26 protein-coding genes and 1 riboswitch are annotated in these 24,491 nt (G+C 47.1%); of the genes, 12 read left to right on the top strand and 14 right to left on the bottom strand.

Annotated elements, in window-relative coordinates:
- Positions 1-2: 2 nt before the first annotated feature.
- The gene (locus ACXADP_RS09045; protein WP_474968875.1) at positions 3-935 is read right to left on the bottom strand and encodes an oxidoreductase; all 933 of its coding nucleotides are present in this window, start codon (positions 933-935) and stop codon (positions 3-5) included.
- Positions 936-1,172: 237 nt separating this feature from the next.
- Positions 1,173-2,546 carry a copper amine oxidase gene (locus ACXADP_RS09040; protein ID WP_474968876.1) on the bottom strand — a complete coding sequence of 458 codons (1,374 nt, stop codon included), beginning with the start codon at positions 2,544-2,546 and terminating at the stop codon, positions 1,173-1,175.
- 147 nt (positions 2,547-2,693) lie between these two features.
- Between ACXADP_RS09040 and ACXADP_RS09035 the strand changes: the two genes are divergently transcribed.
- The gene (locus ACXADP_RS09035) at positions 2,694-3,998 is read left to right on the top strand and encodes a glycoside hydrolase family 113 (RefSeq protein ID WP_474968877.1); all 1,305 of its coding nucleotides are present in this window, start codon (positions 2,694-2,696) and stop codon (positions 3,996-3,998) included.
- Between the two features lie 47 nt (positions 3,999-4,045).
- Here the strand turns inward: ACXADP_RS09035 and ACXADP_RS09030 are convergent, their stop codons facing one another.
- Together ACXADP_RS09030 and ACXADP_RS09025 are read right to left on the bottom strand one after the other, a co-directional pair.
- Positions 4,046-4,813 carry an anti-sigma factor gene (locus tag ACXADP_RS09030; RefSeq protein ID WP_160836492.1) on the bottom strand — a complete coding sequence of 256 codons (768 nt, stop codon included), beginning with the start codon at positions 4,811-4,813 and terminating at the stop codon, positions 4,046-4,048.
- Entirely contained in the window at positions 4,803-5,372 is a 570-nt protein-coding gene (locus ACXADP_RS09025) for an RNA polymerase sigma factor (RefSeq protein ID WP_474968878.1), read from the bottom strand. Before ACXADP_RS09025 ends, ACXADP_RS09030 begins: the two co-directional genes overlap by 11 nt.
- Positions 5,373-5,589: 217 nt before the next feature.
- Between ACXADP_RS09025 and ACXADP_RS09020 the strand changes: the two genes are divergently transcribed.
- A complete protein-coding gene (locus ACXADP_RS09020) occupies positions 5,590-5,679 on the top strand; it encodes a YjcZ family sporulation protein (RefSeq protein ID WP_035531392.1) in 90 nt (29 codons plus the stop codon).
- Positions 5,680-5,718: 39 nt separating this feature from the next.
- Here ACXADP_RS09020 and ACXADP_RS09015 read toward each other — a convergent pair whose 3' ends face one another.
- On the bottom strand, positions 5,719-6,183 hold the full coding sequence (locus tag ACXADP_RS09015; RefSeq protein WP_160836011.1) for a glycosyl-4,4'-diaponeurosporenoate acyltransferase CrtO family protein: 465 nt from the start codon (positions 6,181-6,183) through the stop codon (positions 5,719-5,721).
- Between the two features lie 168 nt (positions 6,184-6,351).
- Here ACXADP_RS09015 and ACXADP_RS09010 point away from each other — a divergent pair, with 168 nt between their 5' ends.
- Positions 6,352-7,260: an alpha/beta hydrolase gene (locus ACXADP_RS09010; protein WP_474968879.1), complete on the top strand. Its 909-nt coding sequence runs from the start codon at positions 6,352-6,354 to the stop codon at positions 7,258-7,260.
- 422 nt (positions 7,261-7,682) lie between these two features.
- Here ACXADP_RS09010 and ACXADP_RS09005 read toward each other — a convergent pair whose 3' ends face one another.
- Positions 7,683-8,303, bottom strand: coding sequence for a LysE family translocator (locus ACXADP_RS09005; protein WP_474970412.1), 621 nt, complete (start codon positions 8,301-8,303; stop codon positions 7,683-7,685).
- Between the two features lie 4 nt (positions 8,304-8,307).
- The gene (gloA2, locus tag ACXADP_RS09000; protein ID WP_474968880.1) at positions 8,308-8,712 is read right to left on the bottom strand and encodes an SMU1112c/YaeR family gloxylase I-like metalloprotein; all 405 of its coding nucleotides are present in this window, start codon (positions 8,710-8,712) and stop codon (positions 8,308-8,310) included.
- Positions 8,713-8,876: 164 nt separating this feature from the next.
- Between gloA2 and ACXADP_RS08995 the strand changes: the two genes are divergently transcribed.
- The 3 genes from ACXADP_RS08995 (at position 8,877) to ACXADP_RS08985 (ending at position 11,239) form a co-directional block, all read left to right on the top strand.
- The gene (locus ACXADP_RS08995; RefSeq protein ID WP_474968881.1) at positions 8,877-9,983 is read left to right on the top strand and encodes a carbohydrate kinase; all 1,107 of its coding nucleotides are present in this window, start codon (positions 8,877-8,879) and stop codon (positions 9,981-9,983) included.
- Entirely contained in the window at positions 9,980-10,912 is a 933-nt protein-coding gene (locus ACXADP_RS08990) for a pseudouridine-5'-phosphate glycosidase (RefSeq protein WP_474968882.1), read from the top strand. Before ACXADP_RS08995 ends, ACXADP_RS08990 begins: the two co-directional genes overlap by 4 nt.
- Before the next feature lie 141 nt (positions 10,913-11,053).
- Positions 11,054-11,239 carry a hypothetical protein gene (locus ACXADP_RS08985; RefSeq protein WP_474968883.1) on the top strand — a complete coding sequence of 62 codons (186 nt, stop codon included), beginning with the start codon at positions 11,054-11,056 and terminating at the stop codon, positions 11,237-11,239.
- A 44-nt stretch (positions 11,240-11,283) separates the two neighbouring features.
- On the opposite strand, the gene ACXADP_RS08980 is transcribed toward ACXADP_RS08985, so the two are convergent.
- Together ACXADP_RS08980 and ACXADP_RS08975 are read right to left on the bottom strand one after the other, a co-directional pair.
- On the bottom strand, positions 11,284-12,117 hold the full coding sequence (locus ACXADP_RS08980; RefSeq protein WP_474968884.1) for an aldo/keto reductase: 834 nt from the start codon (positions 12,115-12,117) through the stop codon (positions 11,284-11,286).
- Between the two features lie 79 nt (positions 12,118-12,196).
- Positions 12,197-13,393 (bottom strand): MFS transporter, encoded by a 1,197-nt coding sequence (locus ACXADP_RS08975; protein WP_474968885.1) that lies wholly within the window; start codon positions 13,391-13,393, stop codon positions 12,197-12,199.
- A gap of 424 nt (positions 13,394-13,817) precedes the next feature.
- On the opposite strand from ACXADP_RS08975, the gene ACXADP_RS08970 reads away from it, so the two are divergent.
- Positions 13,818-14,180, top strand: coding sequence for a winged helix-turn-helix transcriptional regulator (locus ACXADP_RS08970; protein WP_474968886.1), 363 nt, complete (start codon positions 13,818-13,820; stop codon positions 14,178-14,180).
- Positions 14,181-14,215: 35 nt separating this feature from the next.
- Here the strand turns inward: ACXADP_RS08970 and ACXADP_RS08965 are convergent, their stop codons facing one another.
- The gene (locus ACXADP_RS08965; protein WP_474968887.1) at positions 14,216-14,692 is read right to left on the bottom strand and encodes a GyrI-like domain-containing protein; all 477 of its coding nucleotides are present in this window, start codon (positions 14,690-14,692) and stop codon (positions 14,216-14,218) included.
- 128 nt (positions 14,693-14,820) lie between these two features.
- On the opposite strand from ACXADP_RS08965, the gene ACXADP_RS08960 reads away from it, so the two are divergent.
- The 3 genes from ACXADP_RS08960 to ACXADP_RS08950 all read left to right on the top strand — a co-directional run bounded on the left by ACXADP_RS08960 (position 14,821) and on the right by ACXADP_RS08950 (position 18,547).
- A complete protein-coding gene (locus ACXADP_RS08960) occupies positions 14,821-16,350 on the top strand; it encodes a BCCT family transporter (protein ID WP_474968888.1) in 1,530 nt (509 codons plus the stop codon).
- An 85-nt stretch (positions 16,351-16,435) separates the two neighbouring features.
- A riboswitch (purine riboswitch) is annotated at positions 16,436-16,537 on the top strand.
- Positions 16,538-16,670: 133 nt separating this feature from the next.
- A complete protein-coding gene (locus ACXADP_RS08955; protein WP_474968889.1) occupies positions 16,671-17,258 on the top strand; it encodes a xanthine phosphoribosyltransferase in 588 nt (195 codons plus the stop codon).
- Positions 17,255-18,547 carry a nucleobase:cation symporter-2 family protein gene (locus tag ACXADP_RS08950; protein ID WP_474968890.1) on the top strand — a complete coding sequence of 431 codons (1,293 nt, stop codon included), beginning with the start codon at positions 17,255-17,257 and terminating at the stop codon, positions 18,545-18,547. The genes ACXADP_RS08955 and ACXADP_RS08950 overlap by 4 nt, the downstream gene beginning before the upstream one ends.
- Before the next feature lie 45 nt (positions 18,548-18,592).
- Here the strand turns inward: ACXADP_RS08950 and ACXADP_RS08945 are convergent, their stop codons facing one another.
- Positions 18,593-19,570 carry a metallophosphoesterase gene (locus tag ACXADP_RS08945; protein WP_474968891.1) on the bottom strand — a complete coding sequence of 326 codons (978 nt, stop codon included), beginning with the start codon at positions 19,568-19,570 and terminating at the stop codon, positions 18,593-18,595.
- 203 nt (positions 19,571-19,773) lie between these two features.
- Between ACXADP_RS08945 and ACXADP_RS08940 the strand changes: the two genes are divergently transcribed.
- Entirely contained in the window at positions 19,774-20,772 is a 999-nt protein-coding gene (locus ACXADP_RS08940; protein WP_474968892.1) for an LLM class flavin-dependent oxidoreductase, read from the top strand.
- A gap of 101 nt (positions 20,773-20,873) precedes the next feature.
- A complete protein-coding gene (locus ACXADP_RS08935; protein ID WP_474968893.1) occupies positions 20,874-21,011 on the top strand; it encodes a hypothetical protein in 138 nt (45 codons plus the stop codon).
- 31 nt (positions 21,012-21,042) lie between these two features.
- Here the strand turns inward: ACXADP_RS08935 and ACXADP_RS08930 are convergent, their stop codons facing one another.
- From ACXADP_RS08930 to ACXADP_RS08920, 3 genes are all read right to left on the bottom strand, one after another.
- Entirely contained in the window at positions 21,043-21,828 is a 786-nt protein-coding gene (locus ACXADP_RS08930) for a DUF4097 family beta strand repeat-containing protein (RefSeq protein WP_474968894.1), read from the bottom strand.
- A gap of 266 nt (positions 21,829-22,094) precedes the next feature.
- On the bottom strand, positions 22,095-23,087 hold the full coding sequence (locus ACXADP_RS08925) for a bile acid:sodium symporter family protein (protein WP_474968895.1): 993 nt from the start codon (positions 23,085-23,087) through the stop codon (positions 22,095-22,097).
- Positions 23,084-24,478: an FAD-binding oxidoreductase gene (locus ACXADP_RS08920; protein WP_474971286.1), complete on the bottom strand. Its 1,395-nt coding sequence runs from the start codon at positions 24,476-24,478 to the stop codon at positions 23,084-23,086. The genes ACXADP_RS08925 and ACXADP_RS08920 overlap by 4 nt, the downstream gene beginning before the upstream one ends.
- Between the last annotated feature and the right edge of the window lie 13 nt (positions 24,479-24,491).

Genomic DNA, 24,491 nt, shown 5'->3' with positions numbered 1-24,491 from the left:
TATCAGCTTGTGACCGTGAAAGAAACTCCGGTAAGACGCTCGGATTCTGCCCAAAGTTCTTCCGCATCCACTACATCAAGGGTTTCAGTTTTCGGCTTCACGACGACAGGATCTCCTTTCATCTCCATAAATCCTGAAGGTCCAACATAACGGCCGCCTTCAAGGTCCGGATCAGTGGCTGCGCGTATCCCCGGAAGTGCTCCTTCATAGGCACTCTGGGTGACACGTTTCAACACACCACTCAGAGCTTTGTATAAGAAACGGTCTTCAATATGACGGGCGAGATCCGTCTGTGCTCCCCCGGGGTGGGCACCAAGTGATTTGATGGATAGTCCGGCCTGATCGATCCTGCGCTGCAGTTCAAAGGCAAATAGTAAATTAGCAAACTTTGAGCGGCTGTATGATTTCATAGGGGTGTATCCTTTCCCCTGTTCAAACATAAGGTTATCAAAGTTCACAGAGCCCGATTTGTGGGCATTGCTGCTGATTGTCACAACCCGGGAGCCTTCTGTAGCGGCTAACCGTTCAAATAAGCGGGCCGTTAAAGCAAAATGACCCAGGTGATTGGTTCCGAACTGAAGCTCGAAGCCATCCTTCGTTTTACCATAAGGCGTTGTCATCACTCCGGCGTTATTCATCAAGATATCAAGGCGGTCATATTTCTCTTTGAATTGTTCTGCAAAGGAAGCGACAGAATCCAAATCTGCTAAATCCAGCTCCATTACGTCTACTCGAATATCTGACTGTTGTCTCTTTAGCAGATCGGCGGCTTGTTCTCCACGTTTCTTAGAACGTGAAGCCATAATCACTGTGGCCCCTTTTTCACCGAGGACTTTGACTGCTTCCAGACCAAGGCCTCCATTCCCACCTGTCACAACTACGATTTTCCCTTCCATGGATGGTATCGATGGAACGGACCATTCTGTTACGTTCATGCTTTCATCTCCTCCTGAGTGTCCATCATTCATTGGCTCCTGCCTTTACGAGAAAGGTACCTAGTTTAAATCATAAGACAAAGTTCATATAGAAGAAAAGAAAACGACTCGGTTGTCAAAAAATTCTAAAGACATCCATAAAAAAGAGTGGTGTCCAGATAAGACACCACTCTTTTTTAATACCTTTATGGAAAACAATGCCGGGATGAGAACACCCCGCATTGGAATCTGTTCTTTTTACGCTTGATCCTGCTTACGGCGGAAACCGATGAAGGCAGCAAGAACAGCCATACCCATGGAAGCGAAAGCGATCATCCAGGCATTCAGCCCGCCATCATCACTCGTACCGCCCAAGCCGGTTTTCGGCATTTCAGATGGCATGTCGCTGGCAAACATGTCAGGATTCTGCTCCACAATGGCTCCGGATAATCCTTTTCCTACGCCGTACATGTGGCCGTATGCTTCACGTACCTGCTCATAGGCCATTTCGTAGTCACCATTCACATAGTTATCAAAAGCTCCAGTCAACTGCTGCACGTGCATCTGCAGACCTTCTGCTGTATTTTCAGCCATCAATTTACCTTCTGTTGCTGTATCAAGGAATTTGGAGAATTCCTGTCTGTACCCATCAAGAGCTTTCAATGCTTCTTCTTTCGCCTGCTCATCATCATTTCCTGTTGCTTTTACATAATCAACAAAGTAGCCGATGTGCTCGGACCACATGTCTTCAAACTGTGCACCCGCTTCTTCCCCGTAGACAGAGGAAATAGCTGCTGATAAATCTTCTGTGTTATGACTTAGAGCTTCGGCAGCTTCTTCAAAGTCCTCCGCTCCGTCGCCACCTTTCTGCATAGCGAAAACGGCAAGAGCTGCGTGTTCAGAGAGAAGATGGTTCAAGTCAGCACGGAGATCAGCGGCTGGTGTGGCCGGCGTTGTATTTTCAAACTTCTCCGGGAACTGGTCTGTAATGGCTGTTGATAATCCTTTACCAACACCGTACATATGCTCGATGCTCATACGGAGATTTTCGTAAGCTTCGTCAAAATCGCCTTCCTCGTAGCTGTCAAAAGCTCCAACTAGTTGATCTACGTGCATTTGAAGCCCTTCAGCCAAGGCAGAGGCTTCTAATCTCTCTCCTGTTGCTGATTCCATAAAGGATGAGAAATCCTGTCGGTAGTCGTCAAGATTATCAAGGGCGGCCTGACGTCCCTCTTCATCATCTTCCGCTGTTGCTTTTACGTAGTCAACGAAATAACCAATGTGTTCGGACCATAGGTCTTCAAACTGGCTGCCAGCTTCTTCCCCGTAGACAGATCCGACAGCACCGGATAGGTCCTTCGTATTCGCCTGCAGGGCAGCGGCTGCCTGTTCAAAGTCTTCACCGCCTTCCAATCCTTTCTGCATCGTTACGACAGCCAGGTAGGCATGTTCAGAAAGATAATGATCCAGAGTCGCACGAAGATCGGCGGCCGGGGTAGTTACCGTTACTTTGTCCATTTGTTCATGGTCGCCATGATGGTCGGCAAAGGCCGGGCTCGCTGTAGGTATTAATAGAGCTGCTGATAGCGGAAGCGCTGCAAAAGTCTTCTTCCAATTTACTCTGTGTGTCATTGATTCATCCACTCCTCTTTGAATTGGTTTCATACAGCTAACGAGAGGAGATGATATGTGGATCACTATTTCTATGATTTTTTTTGGAAACTAGTCACCCCCACCAGGAATAACGTCTATCAAGCGCTCTATGTCAGGGGACCTGGTATGTTTTCTATCTACTTATTTCATTTCATCTGGCCTGTCACCCTGCCGGAGCAGGGGCACGCGCATACACTATTCCTAAGACAAGATCATAACCTGGAGGTTACGATAACTATGGATAATATAAACAACCCTGTGCAGCCTGGGAAAATTAAATCGGGAAACTTGTGGGTGCTGGATAATTTTAATCCGGAGCTGATTTTGAATGATATCCTCCGCCTGAACTTAAACACTGTGAATGTACCGATCAGGGTGGACATTCCCAGCCGTACATCATTAACCATGACAATCAATGAAGCTCAAAAACAAAAAGCGGTCGAATTGATTGAGGTTTTGACCAGTAAAGGGATTCAAGTGATGCTGGAGCCGTTCCCATTCATCCAAGGAGGACAGTACGGGGAAACCGAATGGAACCCCGCAGATAAAAAACGATGGTTTATGTTGTGGCAGACGACGGTGCTCAATCCTTTAATTACCACCATCGCCATCCCCTATCAAGTCTGGGGATTGAATATTGCCTCCAACCTCGTCAACTTTGAATCCATGGAATCCGACTGGGAGGCGATGATCACAGAAACGAGGCGGCAGTTTGAAGGTATCGTCGTATTGCGTACGAACTGGTGGTATACTGCATCCTGGAGTCCTCAGACACAGCAGGATTTTACAGCAAAAATCAACCGCTCTTATTGGAAGCTTGTCGATTTCATATCTATTGATGCCTGGTTTGAACTGAACAATCAGGCAGTTCCAACTGTCGAACAAATCAAAGCTTCCATGACATCCACAGAGGTTTACAACAGGAAGCAGAACGTCCTGCAGGAAATCCAGCGATTCCATGAAGTCACCGGAAAAGAGATTTATTTTGGCGGATTTAACATTCCAGCTCTTGAATATGGACTGAAGTTTCCTTGGAACGAGGCTGTTTCTCCTGTTAAATCTCCAGCTGTTCAAGCGAATGGCTGGACTGCCTACAAGGAAACGCTGGAGGATCTTTCCTATTTTCTCGGATTTTCCGTATGGGTCATCGGAAATAACGACCCGGAATATTCGTACAGAGTTGAGCCTGAAACTGCTCTGGTCATTCATGACTGGTATTATGATGACACATGCTCGGAAAAGGAGTTAGAAGAGCTGCGTCAGGAATTGGAAACCCTTCAAGGAGAGATCACCCTTCTTCAGGAACAGATTCAGGAGCTTGAGCTTGAGCGGGGGCAGTGGCTTGTAAGAGAAGGGGAACTTGTGAATCGGATTGAAGATCAACAGCAGATCCTCAATGAAATCAGAAGACTGGTCGACAGCGAAACATAACGAAAACAAAAAGAGCTTTCCGCTTATCCACGGAAAGCTCTCTTCTATTAAAGTCCGGCTTGAAGAATAATATCTCCCTGCGGCGTTTGGTTGCCCGTCTGTGGTTCCTTCGTAATGGCAACAGCATCCCACGATTTTTCTTCATTTATCGTAAACGCTACTCCACCACTGCCGGTATCATTCGTTGTAAAAGCACCAGCCGGTTCCGGTGTCTCTCCTTCAATCAGCCATACTTGATACACTTCGCCTGGTTCCAGGTTTTCCAGGTTCTGCGTTTGTACGAGAAGCTCCTGTTTGGTTTCCCGGTTTAATAACGTAGCTGTTCCAGCAGCATTGGTCCCTTCAGCAGAAGCCAGTTCTGTCTGCTGAAGCGGTGAAGCTGTACCGGATTCGCTGTCCTCCAGTTCGGAAAGAGCTGTTTGGATTTCCGTAAGGCTCGATTCCAACTGTTCATTTTCTGAGGCCAGATCGGATACTTCCAGTCCAGTATACACGTTCATACCAATGGAAAGAAGCAGTCCTGCAGCCAGTACACCTGACCAGGCTTTCCACTTCACAGGTCTCTTCGTACGGACAGGTGTGTTGTCTTCCTCCTCATTTGAGAAGACTTCGTCCAATACCCTCTGCTTCATACCTGAAGGTGGTTCCGTCTGCTCCATATATGACGGCAGATCCCCCATCAAGTCTTCCAATTCCTTCAGTTCTTCCTGGCACCGGGGGCATTCGGATAAGTGTTTTTCAAACTGTTTTCGCTCGATATCTGATAATTGATCATTTATATAATCCAGGATGTGGTCACATGGTTTATCGTTCATAAACGATCCCCCCTTCTTTCTCAAGGTGCTCTCTCAATTTCTTCAGCGCCAGCCGGACACGTCCTTTGACGGTACCGAGGGGAATATCACATTTTTCCGCAATCTCTCTTTGAGACATCCCTTGAAAATAAAAGAGACAAATCATTCTCTGTTGTTCGTCCGGGAGCGTATGAACAGCTCTTCGAAGCTGATCCCGCTCCTCTTTATCTTCAATTTCCTGCTCAACGCCCGGCAGGTCTTCTTGAACAGAATCACGCTGATCCCATTCTACTTCCTGAACTTTTTTCTTTCTTATTAAATCAATGGAAGCATTCCTGGTAATCGTCAAAAGCCAGCTGGAGAACTTTCCCCGCCCGCTGACATACTGACCGGCCCCTTTTCCTCTCCACAACTTCATAAATACATCCTGCATGACTTCCTCTGCTGCCTGCGAATCCTTCATCATGCGAAAGGCAAAGGAGTACAGCAATTTTTCATATCGGTCGTAAAGAACTTCAAGGGCCTCTTTATCTTTCTGCCTGATTCGTTCATACAAATCCAAGTCTGTCGGTTGGGCCATTCAGAAATCTCCTTTAAATCCATAATGATACTAGTATATCTGTTTTTATCAAATCCTTCACGTTTTATATAGAATACGGATAAAAACAAGTTTTGGATGTGTCTGAAGCAAAAAAATCATCCACCCCGCAAAACGTGGAATTCACCGTAATGCATGATGGATGCCTTTCCCAAACAAAAACCCCCGCATAAACTAATTATGAACAGGGGGTGAGATCATGAGCTACGGATACGGAGCAGGCTTTGCGCTGATTGTTGTTTTGTTTATTCTCCTTATTATTGTTGGAGCTGCTTATGTTAAATACTAAAATGAAACGCCGGTCAGAGTGCTCCACTCTGACTCTTTTCTACTTTTGCGGAAATGCATGGAGCAACCTGTCCGAAAGACGGCTGACTCTTGCCCGGTTGTAGCGCTGAATCATGATGAAGGGCAGATTAAACAACAATGCATACATAATCATGATCCACCCTGCCCATGCTGGATTAAATAGAAAAAACAAGGGCGCAGGGAAAATCTGCATCCAGTGTGAGAGTTCCGATCTGGTAAGCTGCTCTTCCAGCTCACTATATGCATACACGTTTCTAATCGATGCCGCTGTCTTTCCTCTACCTTTGTTCACCCATTTCCTCGCTTCTGGAAGCATTGTTTTCCATCTATGAATTCCGAAAGACCGGTAAATACGCCCACGACCTTCCCAGCTCTTCGTCCTTAATAATGGATGCAGGAACCGGATAAAGGAAGCAGGTGCCATAGCTGTGATGCCGCTGACAGCTAAATGGATGAACAGCCATATAACTGCATTGAAGACCATCGATTCACCTTCTTTTCTCCTTTTCCATATACATAATAATCAAATCCTTATCAGCTGGTGCTTCTCGGGCTTCGTTTTCCCCTTTTTCCAAAGGTGTATTCACCTCAGCCGGTTTGATTAATGTAGGATATCTAAGGGAACACTACCCTAAAAAAAGAGAGGTCTTTTATGTTTATCCAGTGGATTGCTCGTCTCCTGCGTATGCTTCCTAATAAAGCAGCACGCACGTCTACCATTCAAAAACAGAAAGTAAAGAAGCGGGTCGATGTTTTAGTCGACACTTCGATTGCTCCAGTAGCGGTCACCTATTACGAACCGCTTCACTCTACCTATAATAAACCACCGGTTTATATAAACCTCCACGGCGGGGCCTTCATTATGTATAACAAAGAAATGGATGACCCGTACTGCCGGTACCTGGCTAACAGGACAGGTTGTGTGGTCATCAATGTAGAATACGGCAAAGCGCCGGAACATCCCTTCCCTGCTCCAATCATCCAGCTCTATGAAGTATTGGCCTGGGTGAAAAGCAATCCCGAAGGTCTGAACATCGACCCTGACAAGTGGATGGTCGGAGGGCAGAGCTCAGGTGCCAACATCGCTGCTGCTTTGTGTTTATACTTGAAGGATCAAGAGGAGCCTCAGCCCCTCCTCCAGGTTTTATCGTGTGCCATGCTTGATTTTGCTACCCCGTTTTCTGAAAAACCAGAACCAGATAAATGGCGTTCCAAATACCCTCAGTTCGCCCATTTTCTGAACCTCTGCTATGTCCCTGAACAAGGACAGGACGTCCATCCCTACGCATCGCCTGTTTACGCAGAGAATGTCAGCGGTGCAGCCGAAACTGTCATGATCACAGCGGAATATGATGCCTTCAAGCCTGAAGCGGAGAGATACGCGAAAAAGCTGAAAAAAGCAGGTGTCCCTGTCCATCACCGCCTATTTGAAGACTGTTACCACCTGTTCACGCATCTTGGTCCCACAGAAGCAGCCACAGAGGCATGGGATACGATCGCCGCTCACATCAGGAAGGCCGCTGCTGAATCAGGCGCACCAATCAAGCAGATATCCTCATAAATAGAAATCCCCCTCCTTAATGAGGGGGATTTCACCTTGTAGAGAAACCCCTGTTTCTTTACAAGCTTTTTTTCTTACCGCCAGGAGCGAAAGCCCCTTGCTGGATGGAGGACAGTCTTTGCTATATTCCGGCAGGCAGCCGTCATCAGCGCAGCCCATAGCGTTCTTTTGAATCTGCGAACCTGTTTACTCTCCTATTTATTCTAACCCGACACGAGGAGCGTTCGGTGGTGATGCCTGCGGGAACAGAACCGAACGCTCCACTTGGGCAGGCGGCCTTCCTGACCAAGTCAGCGGAGGGCGTGCCCGCGGCATTCATTCACCAATAAGCGGAAAGTGACCCTTCACACGACAAATGGACAACTCTAACTGGTTAGCACAGGCTTTTTTTACAGCCAAAAAACCCCCTCCATAAAGAGGGATTATTTTCCACTGATCATAATCTGCATGGCGATGAAACTGAAGATGAGGCCCTGGGCTTTTTGGAGCTTTCCTGTCGAAATCCGGTGAAGCACGTGCTGTTGAATTTTTTCTGCTAACACGGAGACCAGGAAGAATACAAGAAAAGCCTGGGTGATAAAAATCAATCCGAGTAAAAGCATCTGTAGAGAAACACTCCCGCGGGACGGATCGGCGAAAGGTGGAAGAAGGGCAAGGAAGAATAACGATACCTTCGGATTGAGAAGGTTCATAAGGATCCCTTTCCTGTAAAGCTTTTGGTATTTTTCCGAATTCCCCTGCGCTGCTCCATTCGCTGGTGCTCCACCCCGGAAGGATTGAAAAGCGAGAAAAAGCAGGTAAGCGGCCCCTGCATATTTCACGATTTCAAACGCCGCCGCTGATTGATAGATGACCGCTGATACTCCAAGGGCAGCTGCTGACACGTGGATCACCAGCCCAGTGCACAGCCCAAGGGCCGTAACAATCCCCGCCTTGGCCTGCTGGACAATACTTTGAGCCAGCACAAAAAGGATGTCCGGTCCCGGACTCAGTGTCAACAAAAGGGAAATCCCGATAAATGATAAAACAACAGAGGTTTCCAAAGCGTTACCTCTCCGCTCCTTCTTCGCCTGTTTCATACAGTTCCAGGGGCAGCTGATCAGGGTCCTTGAAAAAAGTAAATCTTCTTCCGGTATACGGATCAATCCTCAACTCTTCTACAACCACCCCTTTTTCCTCCAGCTCTTGTTTGGAGCGTTCCACGTCCTCTACGGCAAAAGCGAGATGTCTGAGACCTCTTGCTTCCGGATCATCCGGCCGTTCTGGTGGGGATGGAAAAGAAAACAATTCGATTTGATTTTCACCTGCTTGAAGATCGAGTTTATAAGATGCCTTTTCCTCCCGATAGTTTTCAGCTATTACCGGTAAACCGAGAATATGTACATAGAAATGTTTCGAAATTTCATAATCTGAACAAATTATTGCAGCATGATGAATTTGTTTTACAAGCATCCCATTCCTCCTCTGAGTAATCTCTTCTACTATAACGGGACAAACGATTTCCTGTCACCATTCTCTTCGATTTTTATTGACTTTTCCATGAAAGCGTTCTTATAATAGAGCAAACAAATGTTTGACTATTCAAACATTTGTTTATGAAGGGGGAATTATGATTAATGGAAAAGTTGACCACACGTGAGCGTCAGGTGTACCAGCAGATTGTCAAAAACCCTTATATATCCCAGCAGACCCTCTCAGAAGCTCTTCAACTCTCCCGTTCCACAGTAGCCAATATTATTTCCGGTCTCGTTCAGAAAAATGTCCTTCTCGGTCGTGCCTATGTGTTGAACAAATCCAGACAGATCCTCTGCATCGGAGGCGCCAATGTCGACCGGAAACTCCACACCCATGAACCGCTTCAAATGTACACATCCAACCCTGTCTATTCCCGTTCCAGTGCTGGAGGTGTAGCGAGAAACATCGCCGAAAACCTTGGAAGGCTGGGCTTTCACCCTTCGCTTATTACAGCAGCCGGCATGGACGCTGACTGGGACATGATCGAAAAAGCCTCCCGTCCCTTTATGAATCTGGAAGGTACTCTTCATCTCCCTCACGCCACCACAGGTACATACACAGCATTGATGAATCCTCAGGGGGAATTGCTTACTGCGCTCGCGGATATGGAGGTTTTCGAGGCGATTGTTCCTCCCCTTGTTATGAAAAGTGAAATAAAGATGAGGCAGTCGGAATGTATGGTTGCTGACCTCAACTGTCCAAAAGAGACGTTGGAACTCCTGCTTAGGATGAGCCGCAGTTTCTCGGTCCCCCTTGCGTTCGTTACCGTCTCTGCCCCTAAGATGAAGCGCCTGCCCAAAGATCTGCACGGACTTACGTGGCTGATGACCAATATTGAAGAAACCGAAGCTCAATTCGATATGTCTATTGACTCCAAAGAAAAATGGTACCTCGCCGCAGGTTTATGGCTGGAGATGGGCATCGACAAAGTGACCATTACCTCCGGAAAGGACGGCGTCGTCGTTGGGGAGAAGGAAGGAGGTATCCATCACTTCCCTTCTTTTTCAACAGGGGATGTCAGCGATGTGACTGGTGCGGGAGATGCTTTCTGTGCCGGTGTTTTATACGGATGGATGGAAGGCATGGAACTTCAGGAAATTATAAAAACGGGGATGATGAATGCAGTAAAATGCATTCAGTCCCCCTACACGGTCCGGCAGGATTTGACCCCGTCCCTGCTGACCCAGGATGTGGAGGAATTTGTATGAACCCTTATGTAGACATCTCCGAAGAAGTGGCTTACGCTCTGGCAGAAAACCTCCCCGTAGTCGCTCTTGAATCGACCATCATCTCACACGGCATGCCGTTTCCTCATAATTTACAAACGGCGGAGGACGTGGCTTCCATCATACGGGAGCATGGCGCTGTACCGGCCACAACCGCCATTATGGATGGAAAAATCAAAGTGGGACTCACAAAAGAAGAATTAAAGAGACTTGCCTCTGAAAAAGAAGTGATCAAAGCGTCCCGCAAAGATATTGCGTACCTTGCTGCTTTAGGAAAAACAGGTGCAACGACCGTGGCAGGGACGATGTTCTGCGCCGGTCTTGCTGGTATCTCGGTGTTTGTAACAGGCGGCATCGGCGGTGTCCACCGCGGCGCCGAGTCCACGATGGATATTTCAGCGGACCTTGAGGAACTGGCTCAAACAAACGTCGCTGTCATATGTGCCGGCGCGAAATCCATTCTCGATCTCGGCCTGACACTGGAATACCTGGAGACAAAAGGAGTTCCTGTACTCAGCTATCAAACAAATCTGCTTCCTGCCTTTTTCACAAGATCGAGCGCCTTTTCCTCCAACTATCAAGTCAATCATCCGGATGAAATCGCAGCTGTCATCGACACCAAATGGTCGCTCGGCCTTGACGGTGGCCTGGTCATTGCCAATCCTATTCCTGAACACAGCGCACTGGAAGAATCCTATATGAACCAAATGATCGAGGAAGCTTTACATGAAGCCGGTAAGCGAAATATTACGCAGAAGGACGTTACCCCCTTCCTGCTTGATTATATCCACAAGGCGACACAAGGAAAAAGTGTACAGGCGAACATCGCGTTAATCAAATCCAATGCGGCCTTAGGAGCAGAAATAGCGGCTGCCTACCAAAAGCAAAGACATTCCGTCCAATCGATATAGCTCCTATATCAAAATGATGACATTCCCCTGCGTTTTTTTACAAATAATGGGCCGGATGCCCTGTTTCCTGTCAGACAGCACTAGGCCATCTAAAAACCGGGAATAGGAGAATATAAGTCATAAAACCCGAGGAGGATGATTATGCTGTGGCTGCTGCTCGGTATTCTGGCTGTCGTTATTGCTGTGTCGATCTATTTCGATCGAAAAAGAAGGAAACGCATGAAGCGGGAAACTCAGTCTGAGGACGCCCACCGGTTAAAGGAAACCTACTATATCGATGGAGCGGGAAGGAAATCATCAGATCCAAAGTACAATAAACAATTGTAAAAACAGCAAAAGGACAGGGATTCCCCTGTCCTTTCACTGTTTCATTAAAAATCGAATTCATCCGGATGCGGGCCGCTGCGGGCATTCTCATTGAGTGCGTCCAGTTCTTTCATCTCTTCATCCGTTAATTCAAAATTGTAGATGTTGATATTATCTTTTATTCGGGAAGGCGTCATGGATTTCGGTATGGTTACGACATCATGCTGGATATCCCAGCGCAGAATAATCTGAGCCGGTGATTGATCATGACGCTGCGCCAGCTGCTGGATAACCGGGTGATCCAATAGATCCGCATTCATTAATGGAGACCATGCCTCGACTTGAATGTCGTGTTTTTCCCCGTATTCACGAACCTCCTGCTGGGTCAGTTTAGGATGAAACTCCACCTGGTTGATAACAGGCTTGACCTCAGCATAGGACAACAGATCATCCAAATGGTGGACTTGGAAGTTACTAACGCCAATCGATTTTACGCGCCCTTCTTTATAAAGGGATTCCATAGCTTTCCACGGCTGTTCATATTTCTTATTCCCCGGCCAGTGAATCAAGTAAAGGTCCAGATAGTCCAGACCCAGTTTCTCTAAACTTTCTTCGTAGGCATTGATGGTCCCTTCATAATCGAGGCCGTCATTCCACACTTTGGAAGTCACGAAAAGATCCCCGCGTTTTACAATCCCCTCGTCTACGGCTTTCTTAATTCCATTTCCTACACTGCGTTCATTCCCATAAATGGCAGCAGTATCGATGCTTCGGTAGCCTTCCTTAATGGCTGTAACAACAGCTTCCTCAAGAGCTTCCCCTTCGTCGACGCGGAAGACTCCATAGCCGATTTCCGGCATTTCCAAACCGTTATTCAATGTTTTCATATTGGTTTTCATGATATTTTCCTCCTCTTCATTGTTTGTTGTTTTCATCTGCTCGAAACTCATTACCGAAAGAAAGAGAACCCAAACATTGTTACTGTTCTACTTTTCTCAATAAACCTGTTAACAATACAGCCCCGACAACCATGATGGCACCAATCCAAGGGGTATGAATAAGACCGATACCGTCTACGATGATTCCGCCGACAAAAGAACCGATGGCAATTCCGACATTAAAGGCGGCAATGTTCAAAGCAGATGCGACATTGACTGCGGATGGGACGTATTTTTCAGCCAGGTTAACGACGAGCACTTGAAGACCGGGAACGTTCATAAAGGCAAACAGCCCCATTAGGAAGATAGCGATAAGCCCCGCAACCTTGAAAGGAGCAGCAAACGTCAACCCAAACAGGATGACGGCTTGAAACACAAACATCCAGAATAACGCCCGGAGCGGGTTTTTGTTAGAAGCTTTCCCACCTACAACGTTACCGATTGCTACAGCCACCCCATACACCAGCAGGATGATGCTGACCCACTTGGAACTGAATCCTGTTACATCTTCAAGTAAAGGAGTCAGATAAGTGAAGGCGACAAAGGTCCCTCCATATCCAAGGGCTGTAATCAGGAAAGCCAGCATGAGTTTTCCATTTTTCAGGATTTTCAATTGTTCACTGAATTTAGCAGGCGCCGCTTCTTTCAAGTTACTTGGAACTAAAATGGAACTGGCGATCATACCGACCACACCAAGCAGAGCAACTCCCCAGAAGGTGGCTCTCCAGCCGAAAGCCTGTCCAATGAACGTCCCCAGCGGAACGCCCGTGACCGTAGCAACCGTCAATCCTGTAAACATAAAGGCGATGGCACTGGCCCGTTTATGTTCAGGTACAAGATCTGCGGCTATCGTGGAACCGATGGAAAAAAAGATGCCATGAGAGAAAGCGGTAATGAAGCGCGCGACGAGAAGCAGGCCGAAACTTGTCGACAGGCCAGCTACCGAGTTCCCGATAATAAACAACACCATCAACGACAATAAAAGCGATTTACGGCTCATTTTACTCGTAAGAGCCGTTAATACAGGCGCACCGACAGCTACCCCGAGGGCATAGCCGGAAATCAAAAGCCCCGCCAGCGTAATGGATATCGATAAATCACCGGCGATGGATGATAATAAACCTACAGGCACAAATTCCGTCGTTCCAATTCCGAAGGCACTAATGGCTAAAGCAATCAGCGCAGGAGTGCCTCCTTTTGATTTAGGTTGATCAATCGTTTCTGCGTATGAACTCATGAAGAAGTCCTCCTCTTTCTTTTTGTGAGTCCGGAAAAGCAAAGGCGCCTTTGACCATTTCCGGATTTCTCTATTGAATGTCATGCACGCCCGGGGAACATAAATGGCATATCCATCGGGTAGCTAAACGGGCCCGGGCCTCTTTAACGCGGGCCAATCCCCCGGGGACAAAAATGATTATGCTACGAATGAAACTTTTTAGAAAGTACGTACTTTAAAGTCACGTAGGTACTTTTTAGTAACATTTGTGCCGCCAGAGGGTTCAGCCGAGACCATATCGTTCCACTTTTTTATGGACACCGACAAAGGAAGTTATAACGATGGAACATTTCATAAAGATATGATAAATTTTTAAAGCGTTGAAAAGAATCAAAGACGTGTCTTCCATTCATAAGGAACGTGAACCATGAAGGAGTGGACCATGATGAAAAAATACAACATCCCCGTTGAGGCAGCTCTTGAAGTCATCGGTGGGAAGTGGAAAGTCGTTATTTTATGTCATTTAATAAAGAGCGAATTACGAACGAGTGAATTGAAGCGTCTCATGCCGGGGATTACCCAGAAAATGCTTACCCAGCAGCTAAGGGAGCTCGAGCAGGACGGGGTGCTGGACCGGGTGGTTTTCAACCAGGTTCCACCGAAAGTTGTTTACAAACTAACGGACTACGGCTGGTCCTTAAAGCCCGCTCTGGATATGCTCTGTGCATGGGGGGAACAGCACATCGAGAACTGCTACCCGGATAAATCCGAAGTTCTTACCGATGACCATGAATTAGAAAAAGTATAAAAAAAGGTCAATGCCGCAGCCGGCATTGACCTTTTTTATTTAATCGGAACCCACACTTCCTCTTCAGCATTTAGATCATCCACCCTGTAATCCGGCCCCAACCTCTCGAAGTGGGGGCGCACATCCACTTCATACGGAGAGTTCGGAAGCCACTCATTAAAAATAGTACCAAGGGTGCCTGCAAAGGTGTGCGCCGGTCCTTTATGAATAAAAACAGCGTACAGCCCTCCATGTATAGTAAAGCTCTCCATACCTTCCGGAAGTTCTTCATTAGATTGGGCGTGAACTGCCACCCACCGGGTGAAGCGGGTATCATAGGTGAACGTGTTCAGGTCAAATCCTTCCGGATAAATGGATAGGTTATAAAAGCACTCGTCCTTCCGCTCTTGAATCATTTTCACCTTAGGTTTGAAGCTTTTCCACAACTCTACAGTCTTATCTTCAGTCAAGGTCATGCTCCTGCTTTCTCCTATAAGATGCATATTTCCAAGCTGAACGATTTGCGGATCCATACGGCTGCCTCCTCTACATATTTCTACATCTTGTAACAAATTTAACAAAAACAGGATTTAAATGTAGACTTTAAGGGTAAGAAGAAGAATCAACCCCTGCTTTTTATTATTACATATGAGGTGAAGAAATGAAGAATGTAACTCCTGTTTTTTGGTATGGGTTAACCATCTGTGCCTTGTTCGTGGTCTGGGGATCGATCAGCCCTGATCAGCTTCAGACCGTCACTTCCGAAATTACGGCTGATATTTCAAACACGTTTGGATGGTACTACCTGATCATCGTTTTAGCGATGCTGATTTTCTGTATTTACTTAGTATTCTCCAGGTTCAAAAACCTGAAGCTTGGTAAAAAGGACGAGAAACCTGAATTCTCCCTGCCTACATGGTTTGCCATGCTTTTCAGCGCCGGTATGGGGATGGGCGTCGTCTTTTGGACGACAGCAGAACCTGCTTCCCACGCGTTCAAAAGCAGTCCTATAGCTCCTGAGGGAAGCGAGCAGGCGATTAAGGATGCCATGCAGTACTCCTTTTTCCACTGGGGCATCCACGCCTGGGCGATTTATGCACTCGTCGCTCTTGTACTTGCCTACTTTAAATTCCACAAAGGCTACCCCGGGTTGATCAGCGCCACTTTAATCCCGTTGTTCGGCAAAAAGGCGATGAGCGGCCTGCCGGGCAGGCTGATTGATGTGCTTGCCGTCGTCGCCACCGTCGTTGGTGTAGCCGCGACACTTGGGTTTGGTTCCGCTCAGATCAACGAAGGACTGGGATACTTATTCAACGTTCCCACTAACTTTACCACCCAGTTTATTATACTCGTCGTTTCCATGGTGCTCTTTATCGCCTCTGCGTGGTCGGGCATCAGCAAGGGAATCAAATATTTAAGCAATACGAACCTTTTTCTCGGATTTGGTTTGATGATTCTTTTGTTTATCGTAGGACCTTCCATACTGACATTGAATATGTTTACACAGTCTCTTGGAAACTACGTAACCAACTTTTTTGATATGAGTCTCCGCATTGCTCCTCTTAATGAGGAAAGCCGATCGTGGATCAACTCGTGGACCATTTTTTACTGGGCGTGGTGGATTTCCTGGTCACCTTTCGTCGGGATTTTCATTGCAAGGATTTCCCGCGGAAGAACAATCAAGGAGTTCATGACCGGTGTGCTGGTGGTTCCATCTCTCGTCTGCTTCGTCTTCTTTGCTGTCTTTGGAACAGCCGCTATCGATCTGCAGCAGCGGGGCATTGAAGCCATTTCAGAGTTCCCGATTGAAACCGCAACGTTTGCGACACTGGATTACTATCCGCTTGGCACACTCATGTCCTTCATTACGATTTTCGTAATTGCGATTTTCTTTATCACCTCTGCGGACTCCGCTACGTTCGTATTAGGAATGCTTTCCACCAAAGGGTCATTGAATCCAGATGGTACAGTCAAAATTTTGTGGGGACTGGCTCTGACAGGTATGGCCGCCACCATCGTTTATTTTGGTGGAACACAGGGATTGCAGAACGTCCTGATCATAGCTGCTCTCCCATTCTCTGTCGTCATTTTACTTATGGGAGGGTCCTTCTTCAAAGAGGCCAACCGAGAAATCAAAGAACTGAAAAAAGCAGAATCCAAGCCGTCCCGAATGAAGAAGCGGGCGCAGTAGCCTGATGATTTCTTTTTAATATTCCATATCTTCTTCGCTTATCTGTCAACAGGCTCTTGATATCGAACCTTTATATGTTACAATACCAATAACATTCGGATATTTTCATATAATAGCAGGGATAAGGCCTGCAAGTTTCTACCGGTTTGCCGTAAATGAACCGACTATGAAAAGCCTGACAGATGAAGAATCCTTTCTGGATTCTTCTCCTTACGATGCCAGCTGTGCGTATCGTCCGGCTTCTCATAACTTTGAGAGGTGGACGATACGCATTTTTTTATGAAACATCCAATGTAATTCATCATCAAGGTGGGAATCCTATGGAATTGTTGGAAAGAAAAATCAGAGAAGAAGGACGTGTACTCTCCGCATCTGTTTTAAAAGTGGATGCCTTCATCAATCATCAAATCGATCCCTTATTAATGGACAGCATTGGACGTGAATTCGCCGACCGATTCTCAGAAGCAGGCATTACAAAAATATTGACGCTTGAATCGTCCGGAATCGCTCCTGCTCAAATGACAGGCCTTCACTTACAGGTTCCTGTTGTTTTTGCCAGAAAGCGCAGATCATTGACGCTGAACGATCAGTTGTACACCTCTGAAGTCTACTCCTTTACAAAAGAACAGGCGAGTGAAATTGCCGTCTCTCACGAATTCATAAACAGAGACGATCACGTCTTGATCCTTGATGATTTCCTGGCGAATGGACAAGCGGCTCTCGGTCTCCTGCATATTGTTGAACAAGCAGGAGCTACTCTGGAAGGAATCGGTATTCTTATCGAAAAATCCTTTCAGGATGGCGGCGGAATATTAAAGAACAGAGGGGTCCGAGTGGAATCCTTAGCCCGCGTTGCTTCATTGGAAAACGGACGTGTCCAATTTGTTGAAAAGGTGGGAGCACAGTGAAACAAATCACTTTAGCCATCCAGCATCTTCTTGCGATGTACGCTGGAGCCATTCTCGTTCCATTAATTGTCGGCAGTGCCCTCGGGTTAAGTTCTACACAACTGACGTATTTAGTTGCCGTAGATATTTTCATGTGTGGAGCGGCAACCATCCTGCAGGTTGTGAAGAACAAATATTTCGGTATCGGACTGCCTGTTGTGCTCGGCTGTACCTTTACAGCCGTCGGTCCGATGATTGCTATCGGAAGCGAATACGGAGTGACAGCCATTTACGGCGCAATTCTTGTATCCGGCCTGTTCGTCCTGGTGATCAGCCGCTTTTTCAGTAAGCTTGTCCGTTTTTTCCCTCCGGTTGTAACAGGGTCTGTCGTTACCATCATAGGAATTACTTTGATCCCGGTTGCCGTACAGAATATGGGCGGCGGACAAGGGGCAGAAGACTTCGGCTCGCTATTCAACTTGTCTCTGGCTTTCGGTACACTGGGTGGCATTATCCTCTTATACCGGTTTACTCGTGGATTTTTCCAGTCCATCTCCATTCTTATGGGAATTACTGCCGGTACACTGACCGCCTTCTTCTTCGGCCGGGTAGATACAGCAGCTGTTACGGAGGCTTCCTTCTTTCACATGATCGAACCCCTATATTTCGGCATCCCTACGTTTCACTGGTCAGCCATTTTGACGATGATCCTTGTCGCTATGGTATCCCTTGTTGAATCGACGGGCGTTTATTTTGCTGTCGGTGACCTGACTGATCAGGAAGTGAAGGAAAAAGACTTGAGAAATGGGTATCGGGCAGAAGGTATCGCCATTCTGCTCGGCGGCTTTTTCAATGCTTTTCCTTACACCGCCTTTTCTCAAAATGTCGGTCTTATGAACATGACTGGTGTGAAATCAAAAAAAGTCATCTTCATTATGGGTGGCATGCTGCTTGGACTCGGCCTGCTTCCTAAGGCCGCAGCCTTAACAACGATCATCCCCACTCCTGTTCTAGGTGGAGCGATGCTTGCTATGTTTGGCATGGTGATTGCCCAGGGGATCAAAATGTTAAGCAGGGAAGCCGCCGCTTCTCCTGAGAATTCTATGATTGTTGCCTGTTCCATCGGCATGGGGCTTGGTGTAACTGTAGCACCGGAACTATTCGCCCAGCTGCCTAACAGTATTCAAATTTTAACAAGCAACGGCATAGTAGCTGGAAGCCTTACAGCTATCGGTCTTCATATCATTTTCCATATGACCCGCAGACCGGCTGAGAAAAAAACAGACGCTGTGTGGCAGGAAGGGGCCTGAAACGAACAACCGCCGGCAGATAATGTTCTGCCGGCGGTTGTTCGTTTATTCATAGGGCTGGTTGGGAATTTCAAGGTTCCACCGCTTCTCAAAATCCACATACTCGGTAAAATTATGCTGCTCCCCAATCATGTCCTCATCTAAATAAGGCGAATATGTCCGGTGGGTCAGCGTATTTTTATTCAAGTCGAATTCAATGATTCTCAGGAACCCCTCCCCTCCATTCGGATACCCTTGGTAATCAGCAGCATATTGATGGACAGGCAGTCCCGCCTCATTTTTACGAATCTTGCGGTAGGTTCCGCTGTAATGACCGTTGACAGTCATGAAAATTTGACTATTCTTCGCAATCCACTCGTTATAAATGAATGACGGAGAATTCCCTTTGGATTTTCTTACATAAGGTTTTTCTGAAAGCCGGCCTTTCGTATCCATAAGCAGATGGGTGACAACGATGACCGGCATGTCTGGGTGTTCATCAAGAACACGCTGGGCCCAGGCAAGATCTTCACCGGGCAGGTCGATATTTAAAAAAAGGAGAAGAAAATCTTTTCCTTCTGCTGAAAACGTATAATAGGAGTTCAATTCATTTCGAGAGTGTCCTCCATAACCCGGGTGCCCCTTCATCCGTCTGCTGCCAAAGTACTGTTTATAGTGAGCCGCTTTACCCCCCATATCGTGATTTCCCATCGCTATTCCATATGGCACTCCGGCTTGATCCATCCGGTCAACGGCTTGATCCGCATTTTCCCATTGATGTTTTTGATTTTTATCCACCACATCCCCTAAATGGGCGGCAAAGCGAATATCCTCTTTTTCAAAGTTATCTGCCAGCCACTGAGTCTGGGCATGGAACCTTTCTGGAAACTCATCTGAATACAACTGGGTGTCCGGAAGCAGCACGAGCTTAAATCTGCCGTCCCCTTCCAGATCCGTGGCCTCACTATTTACGGTATAAGCAACGGCAAGACTGAGAAATAGTATAAGAAGGCTTTCATTAATCCAGAATACAGCCGTTCTCACCGATACCCTTCCTTTCTTCTATAAAGAACCAACCAGATTCCTTTGTTGTTCCTTAGTGTGTCCATTCCAATACGGGATATGAAGGAACAGGACTGGGGCTCTTTGGAAGAAAGCATGGATTCAGGCTCAGACAAATTATTTTGAGTCTCGAAACAAAATTGATAAGATAACCATAGGATTCTACAAAGAAATGAGGACAGGATATGACTGAAAAAACACTCTCTCACACAAAATACAGCGTTCTAGACCTTGCCCCCGTTACAGAAGGCGGCACACCGGCTGACTCCTTTAAAAATACAGTGGATCTGGCTCAGCATGCTGAGCGCTGGGGATTTAACAGATACTGGTTAGCGGAACATCACAATATGCCGTTTATCGCAAGCTCGGCTACTTCCATAGCCATCAGCCACGTACTGCACCATACAGATTCCATTCGAGTCGGATCCGGCGGGGTAATGCTGCCCAACCATGCTCCACTTGTGGTCGCTGAGCAGTTTGGTACACTGGAGACTTTATTTCCTGGACGGGTTGATTTAGGCCTCGGACGGGCACCGGGAACAGATCAGCTGACAGCTGGTGCGTTAAGGAGAAACCTGGATAGTGATCCAAACGAGTTTCCTGAGCAGGTGGAAGAATTAAGAGGTTACTTTGCCGGCGAAAACCGCATTCATGCTGTACCAGGAGAAGGACTGAATGTGCCGATCTGGCTCCTTGGTTCCAGCGGATTCAGTGCGCAGCTGGCTGGACAGCTGGGACTGCCGTTCTCATTCGCCAGCCACTTTTCCCCGAACAATACGGAAGGAGCGCTGCGTTTATACAGACAACAGTTCCGTCCATCCGATGTGTTGGACCAGCCCTATGTGATGGTTGGTGTGAATGTGATTGCCGCCGATACGGATGAAGAAGCGGAATATCTGGCCACATCCCTCCAGCAGCAGTTCCTGAACCTCGTCCGGAACACGAACATGCTGCTTCAGCCTCCAGTTGAAAACATGGAGGATGTATGGACGCCAAGGGAAAAGCTGGCACTCATGCAGCAGCTCGGCTCTTCCATTATCGGAAGTAAAGAAACGGTCAAAGCCAAACTGGAAAGCTTCCTTCAAGAGACAGAGGCAGACGAAATGATGATCATTTCTCAAATTTACGATCACGATAAACGGCTGCGCTCTTATGAAATCATTTCAGAAATCATGAACCCATAAAAAAAGAGCGTCCTCCGGGGCGCTCTTTTTCTGCCATATTTTACTCGATTAACATCCTTCCTCCGACCGAACACTAAGGAAAATACAAGGAGGGATCTTATATGGGAAAACGCACATCTCAAATGAACGCCGCTAAAACCAACAATAAAACACCGAAGGAAAGCCTGCCTGTTGAAGAAGAACCAGGACACCGCACGAATAAAAACCGACCTGAAGAAGGACCGGGCGCACATCAATAGTAAGCAGGCGAAGGTGGGAGGTCTCCTCCTCTCACCTGTTATTCAAGTGCAGATCCCCGGACTGTGTAGCAATCTGTATGATGTTCTCTTCACTCCCCTTCCCAAGCACAGCTCGAAAGGAGTGCTCCTCTTTCTTTTCATACAACAAATCCTCCCAGTTTACAACCGCTTCTCCTGACCGGCTCGTAAATAAAACCGTTCCATCTTGAGGTGCTGCCGATTCATAACTCACATGCACATCCCCACTGGTCGTTTCCACATCCAAACCCGTCAGTGTCTGCATTCCGGTCAAGGAAAGATCTCCGGAAGCCGTGTTGACCCTTGTCTTCTCTCCCTCAGCATCCTCTTCCGTAATGGATCCGCTCTTCGTCTGATAAGTTCGCGCGCCCGCTGTAACAGCTTCCCCTGCGATATCTCCACTGGAAGTTTCGATGGCCAGAGTCCTTTCAATCTCATTATTCACCATGTCCACAGATCCCGACGAAGTTTTGATATTTAAAGACGCTGTTGTCATTTCCTCGATACGGATGTCTCCGGATGATGCCTGCATCGTCAGCGCCTCATATTTTTTCTCAGGAAGCACAATGTGTAAGGAAGCATCTTTGAAGGGAGAAAAAGGAAGCAGACGGATCCCTTTTCGTTCCACTTCTTCAATATGTAGTTTCCCTTGAGAGTAATGGTACGTAAAAAGGGGTTGGTTTGTCTTTCCTTCTGCACTCATTTCAACGTGGGAGACAGATGCGGTCTGAATGTCGACATCCATGGATGCCACCTCGATTTCAATCCTCTCGACTTCTTGTTTTTCATACTCAGTCACAGCATTCACCTCCTGGCTGCCCCATAAAGAATACAAAGTGACTCCTGAAAGCAGAACAAAAAGAAATAAACAGATGCCTATCCATATTTTTTTCATAAGCCCCCTCTTTCGTCATTAAAAATATAAGATGCCACTCTGACATATGTATATGAGGTGCGTATCCACCTTTTCTTCAGCCGTATACGCACGTGCTTTTCCTAACCTCCTCCGTTGTTTCTATGGTTTACGGAAAAGAATGGAAAAAGGTTTCACCTATGACACAATTTTTATAGACCCGTTTGTTTTATACCTTCTACCCACGCATCGTGAGGTGCAGCATCCTCCTCTTGTTTTTCTGTCGGTCTCTTCGACCAGAAGGTTGCCAATATAGGTCCCGAGATATTGTGCCATACGGCAGCAAGAACGTTTGGCAGCGCAGCAAGGGGACCAAAATGGGCTGTAGCAAGCGCTACACCAAGACCGGAGTTCTGCATCCCTACTTCAATGGAAATCGCCCGGCGCTTGCTTTCATCCAGCTTCATAACTTTTGCCGTTCCATAACCAAGGGACAAACCGAATAGATTATGCAGCATAACTGCAGCAAAAACCATCACACCGGAACTGATGATGCTGTCTACATTCGCTGCCACTACTGCCATAACAATAATGATGATGGCCAGAACAGAGATGAGCGGGATGATGGACGTTCCTTTGTCAACCACTACCGGGGCAAGCTTACGTACACCGACTCCGAGAGCGATCGGAATAATGATAACCTGCACGATTGAAATAAACATGGATACCGGGTCCACAGGGAGCCACTGACCAGCCAGAATCAGGAGAATCAATGGTGTGAAAATGGGAGCAAGAAGCGTTGACAACGAGGTCATCGCCACAGACAAAGCCAGATTCCCTCTAGCAAGAAACACCATGACATTGGAAGAGGTCCCTCCAGGAACTGAACCGAGAAGCACAAGTCCTGCTGCAAGCTCGGCAGGAAGCTTCAACAAATACGCAATAACAAAAGCAGCCAGGGGCATAATCAAAAATTGAGACAGCACCCCTATGATGACTGGAACCGGTTTTTGCACGACCATCTTAAAATCCACAGGTTTTAGTGTAAGTCCCATTCCGAACATGACAACTCCAAGCAGAATGGTAATGTAGGCTCCCAGACCGAGAAAAGTGGAAGGGAGGAAAAAGGCGGTCAGCGCAGCCCCCACCACCCAGAAAGCAAAATACTTTCCAGCTATATGACTAATAGATTCAAGCATCTTCATTGATTTGTCCTCCTTGTTGGAACGAGTTTATCCGGGTTCATGATTCCTTTTGGATCAAGGGCCTGCTTAATTTTCTCCATAACAGCCAGTGCGGCCCCATGTTCCTGTTTCTGATACTTCATCTTTCCTCGTCCAACCCCATGTTCACCCGTCGATGTTCCACCACATGCAAGAGCATATTCTACAATGGCTTCATTCAACTGCTCCGCCTTAGCGGCTTCCTCAGGGTGATCCGGGTCCAGCATAAGAAGCGCATGATAATTTCCGTCCCCTACATGACCAAGAATTCCGGCATGGAGGCCCAGTTCTTCAATGACACCACGTGCGTGATTCACGGCTCCAGCCAGTTTGGAAATCGGAACACACACATCCGTCACCATCAGCTTCCTGCCGGGAAAGCTGTGGATATAGGCATAGGCCAGCTGATGCCGCGCCTCCCACAGCTTCACCCGCGCAGCATTGTCTTTTTCGAATTGGATCCCCATACAATGATGTTCCTGGACGATGGCTTTCACAAAGTCAATATCCTCTAAAAGCCCGGACTCATTTCCATGGAACTCTAAGAATAAAGTCGGCTTTTCATCATAGGTTGTGTGGTTGAAATGGTTCACCTGCTGCATCGACCGATCGTCCACGAGTTCCATTCTTGCAATAGGAACACCCGCCTGCAGGATAGACACCACGGCTTCCACAGCATCATTGACGGTTGGAAAAGACGCTCTTCCCGCTGTAATGTGCTCAGGAATACCATATACTCTAAGAGTTAGTTCTGTCATGCATCCAAGAGTTCCCTCTGAACCGACATAAAGACTGTTCAAATGGTAACCGGAAGATGACTTCCTTGCCATACTGCCTGTATGTATACAGCTTCCATCAGGCGTGACCACTTCAAGGTCATGCACCTGATCTTTCATGACTCCATATTTAACAGATGTGGTCCCACTTGCATTCGTGGCTGCCATCCCTCCAAGCGTGGCATCTGCGCCGGGATCTACCGGAAAGAATAAGCCGTATTTCTTCAACTCCTTGTTCAGCTGAGATCTGGTTACCCCAGGCTGGACTTTCACTAGAAAATCTTTATCCCTCACTTCAAGGACTTTGTTCATTTGTGAAAAATCAATCGTAACCCCTCGGACATATGGGATCACGTGACCCTCAAGGCTGGTTCCCAGCCCGAATGGAATAATGGGTATCCCGAAAGCGTCTGCAGCTTTTACAACCGCCTGTACCTCTTCTGTCGTCTCCGGAAAGACAACCAGTTCCGGTCTTTCCGGTTTATGATAGGACTCGTCCCTGCTGTGATGATCAAGGACAGTTGTGTTCGTTGAAAGTTGATGGTCCTGAAGCACCAGCTTCAATTCTTGTATGAAATCAGCCATATCTACTGCCACTGCTATTCCTCCC

The sequence above is a fragment of the Halobacillus sp. AWH4_228 genome (assembly GCF_056158365.1).
The sequence above is the reverse complement of the archived record's forward strand: the minus strand, read 5'-3'. Positions and strand labels throughout refer to the sequence as shown.

What these genes read in the sequence shown, in the direction of transcription:
- ACXADP_RS09045 (WP_474968875.1), bottom strand. Translation starts at nt 935, where the DNA reads ATGAACGTAACAGAATGGTCCGTTCCATCGATACCATCCATGGAAGGG.
- ACXADP_RS09040 (WP_474968876.1), bottom strand. Translation starts at nt 2,546, where the DNA reads ATGACACACAGAGTAAATTGGAAGAAGACTTTTGCAGCGCTTCCGCTA.
- ACXADP_RS09035 (WP_474968877.1), top strand. Translation starts at nt 2,694, where the DNA reads ATGTTTTCTATCTACTTATTTCATTTCATCTGGCCTGTCACCCTGCCG.
- ACXADP_RS09030 (WP_160836492.1), bottom strand. Translation starts at nt 4,813, where the DNA reads ATGAACGATAAACCATGTGACCACATCCTGGATTATATAAATGATCAA.
- ACXADP_RS09025 (WP_474968878.1), bottom strand. Translation starts at nt 5,372, where the DNA reads ATGGCCCAACCGACAGACTTGGATTTGTATGAACGAATCAGGCAGAAA.
- ACXADP_RS09020 (WP_035531392.1), top strand. Translation starts at nt 5,590, where the DNA reads ATGAGCTACGGATACGGAGCAGGCTTTGCGCTGATTGTTGTTTTGTTT.
- ACXADP_RS09015 (WP_160836011.1), bottom strand. Translation starts at nt 6,183, where the DNA reads ATGGTCTTCAATGCAGTTATATGGCTGTTCATCCATTTAGCTGTCAGC.
- ACXADP_RS09010 (WP_474968879.1), top strand. Translation starts at nt 6,352, where the DNA reads ATGTTTATCCAGTGGATTGCTCGTCTCCTGCGTATGCTTCCTAATAAA.
- gloA2 (WP_474968880.1), bottom strand. Translation starts at nt 8,712, where the DNA reads ATGCTTGTAAAACAAATTCATCATGCTGCAATAATTTGTTCAGATTAT.
- ACXADP_RS08995 (WP_474968881.1), top strand. Translation starts at nt 8,877, where the DNA reads ATGGAAAAGTTGACCACACGTGAGCGTCAGGTGTACCAGCAGATTGTC.
- ACXADP_RS08990 (WP_474968882.1), top strand. Translation starts at nt 9,980, where the DNA reads ATGAACCCTTATGTAGACATCTCCGAAGAAGTGGCTTACGCTCTGGCA.
- ACXADP_RS08985 (WP_474968883.1), top strand. Translation starts at nt 11,054, where the DNA reads ATGCTGTGGCTGCTGCTCGGTATTCTGGCTGTCGTTATTGCTGTGTCG.
- ACXADP_RS08980 (WP_474968884.1), bottom strand. Translation starts at nt 12,117, where the DNA reads ATGAAAACCAATATGAAAACATTGAATAACGGTTTGGAAATGCCGGAA.
- ACXADP_RS08975 (WP_474968885.1), bottom strand. Translation starts at nt 13,393, where the DNA reads ATGAGTTCATACGCAGAAACGATTGATCAACCTAAATCAAAAGGAGGC.
- ACXADP_RS08970 (WP_474968886.1), top strand. Translation starts at nt 13,818, where the DNA reads ATGAAAAAATACAACATCCCCGTTGAGGCAGCTCTTGAAGTCATCGGT.
- ACXADP_RS08965 (WP_474968887.1), bottom strand. Translation starts at nt 14,692, where the DNA reads ATGGATCCGCAAATCGTTCAGCTTGGAAATATGCATCTTATAGGAGAA.
- ACXADP_RS08960 (WP_474968888.1), top strand. Translation starts at nt 14,821, where the DNA reads ATGAAGAATGTAACTCCTGTTTTTTGGTATGGGTTAACCATCTGTGCC.
- ACXADP_RS08955 (WP_474968889.1), top strand. Translation starts at nt 16,671, where the DNA reads ATGGAATTGTTGGAAAGAAAAATCAGAGAAGAAGGACGTGTACTCTCC.
- ACXADP_RS08940 (WP_474968892.1), top strand. Translation starts at nt 19,774, where the DNA reads ATGACTGAAAAAACACTCTCTCACACAAAATACAGCGTTCTAGACCTT.
- ACXADP_RS08935 (WP_474968893.1), top strand. Translation starts at nt 20,874, where the DNA reads ATGGGAAAACGCACATCTCAAATGAACGCCGCTAAAACCAACAATAAA.
- ACXADP_RS08925 (WP_474968895.1), bottom strand. Translation starts at nt 23,087, where the DNA reads ATGAAGATGCTTGAATCTATTAGTCATATAGCTGGAAAGTATTTTGCT.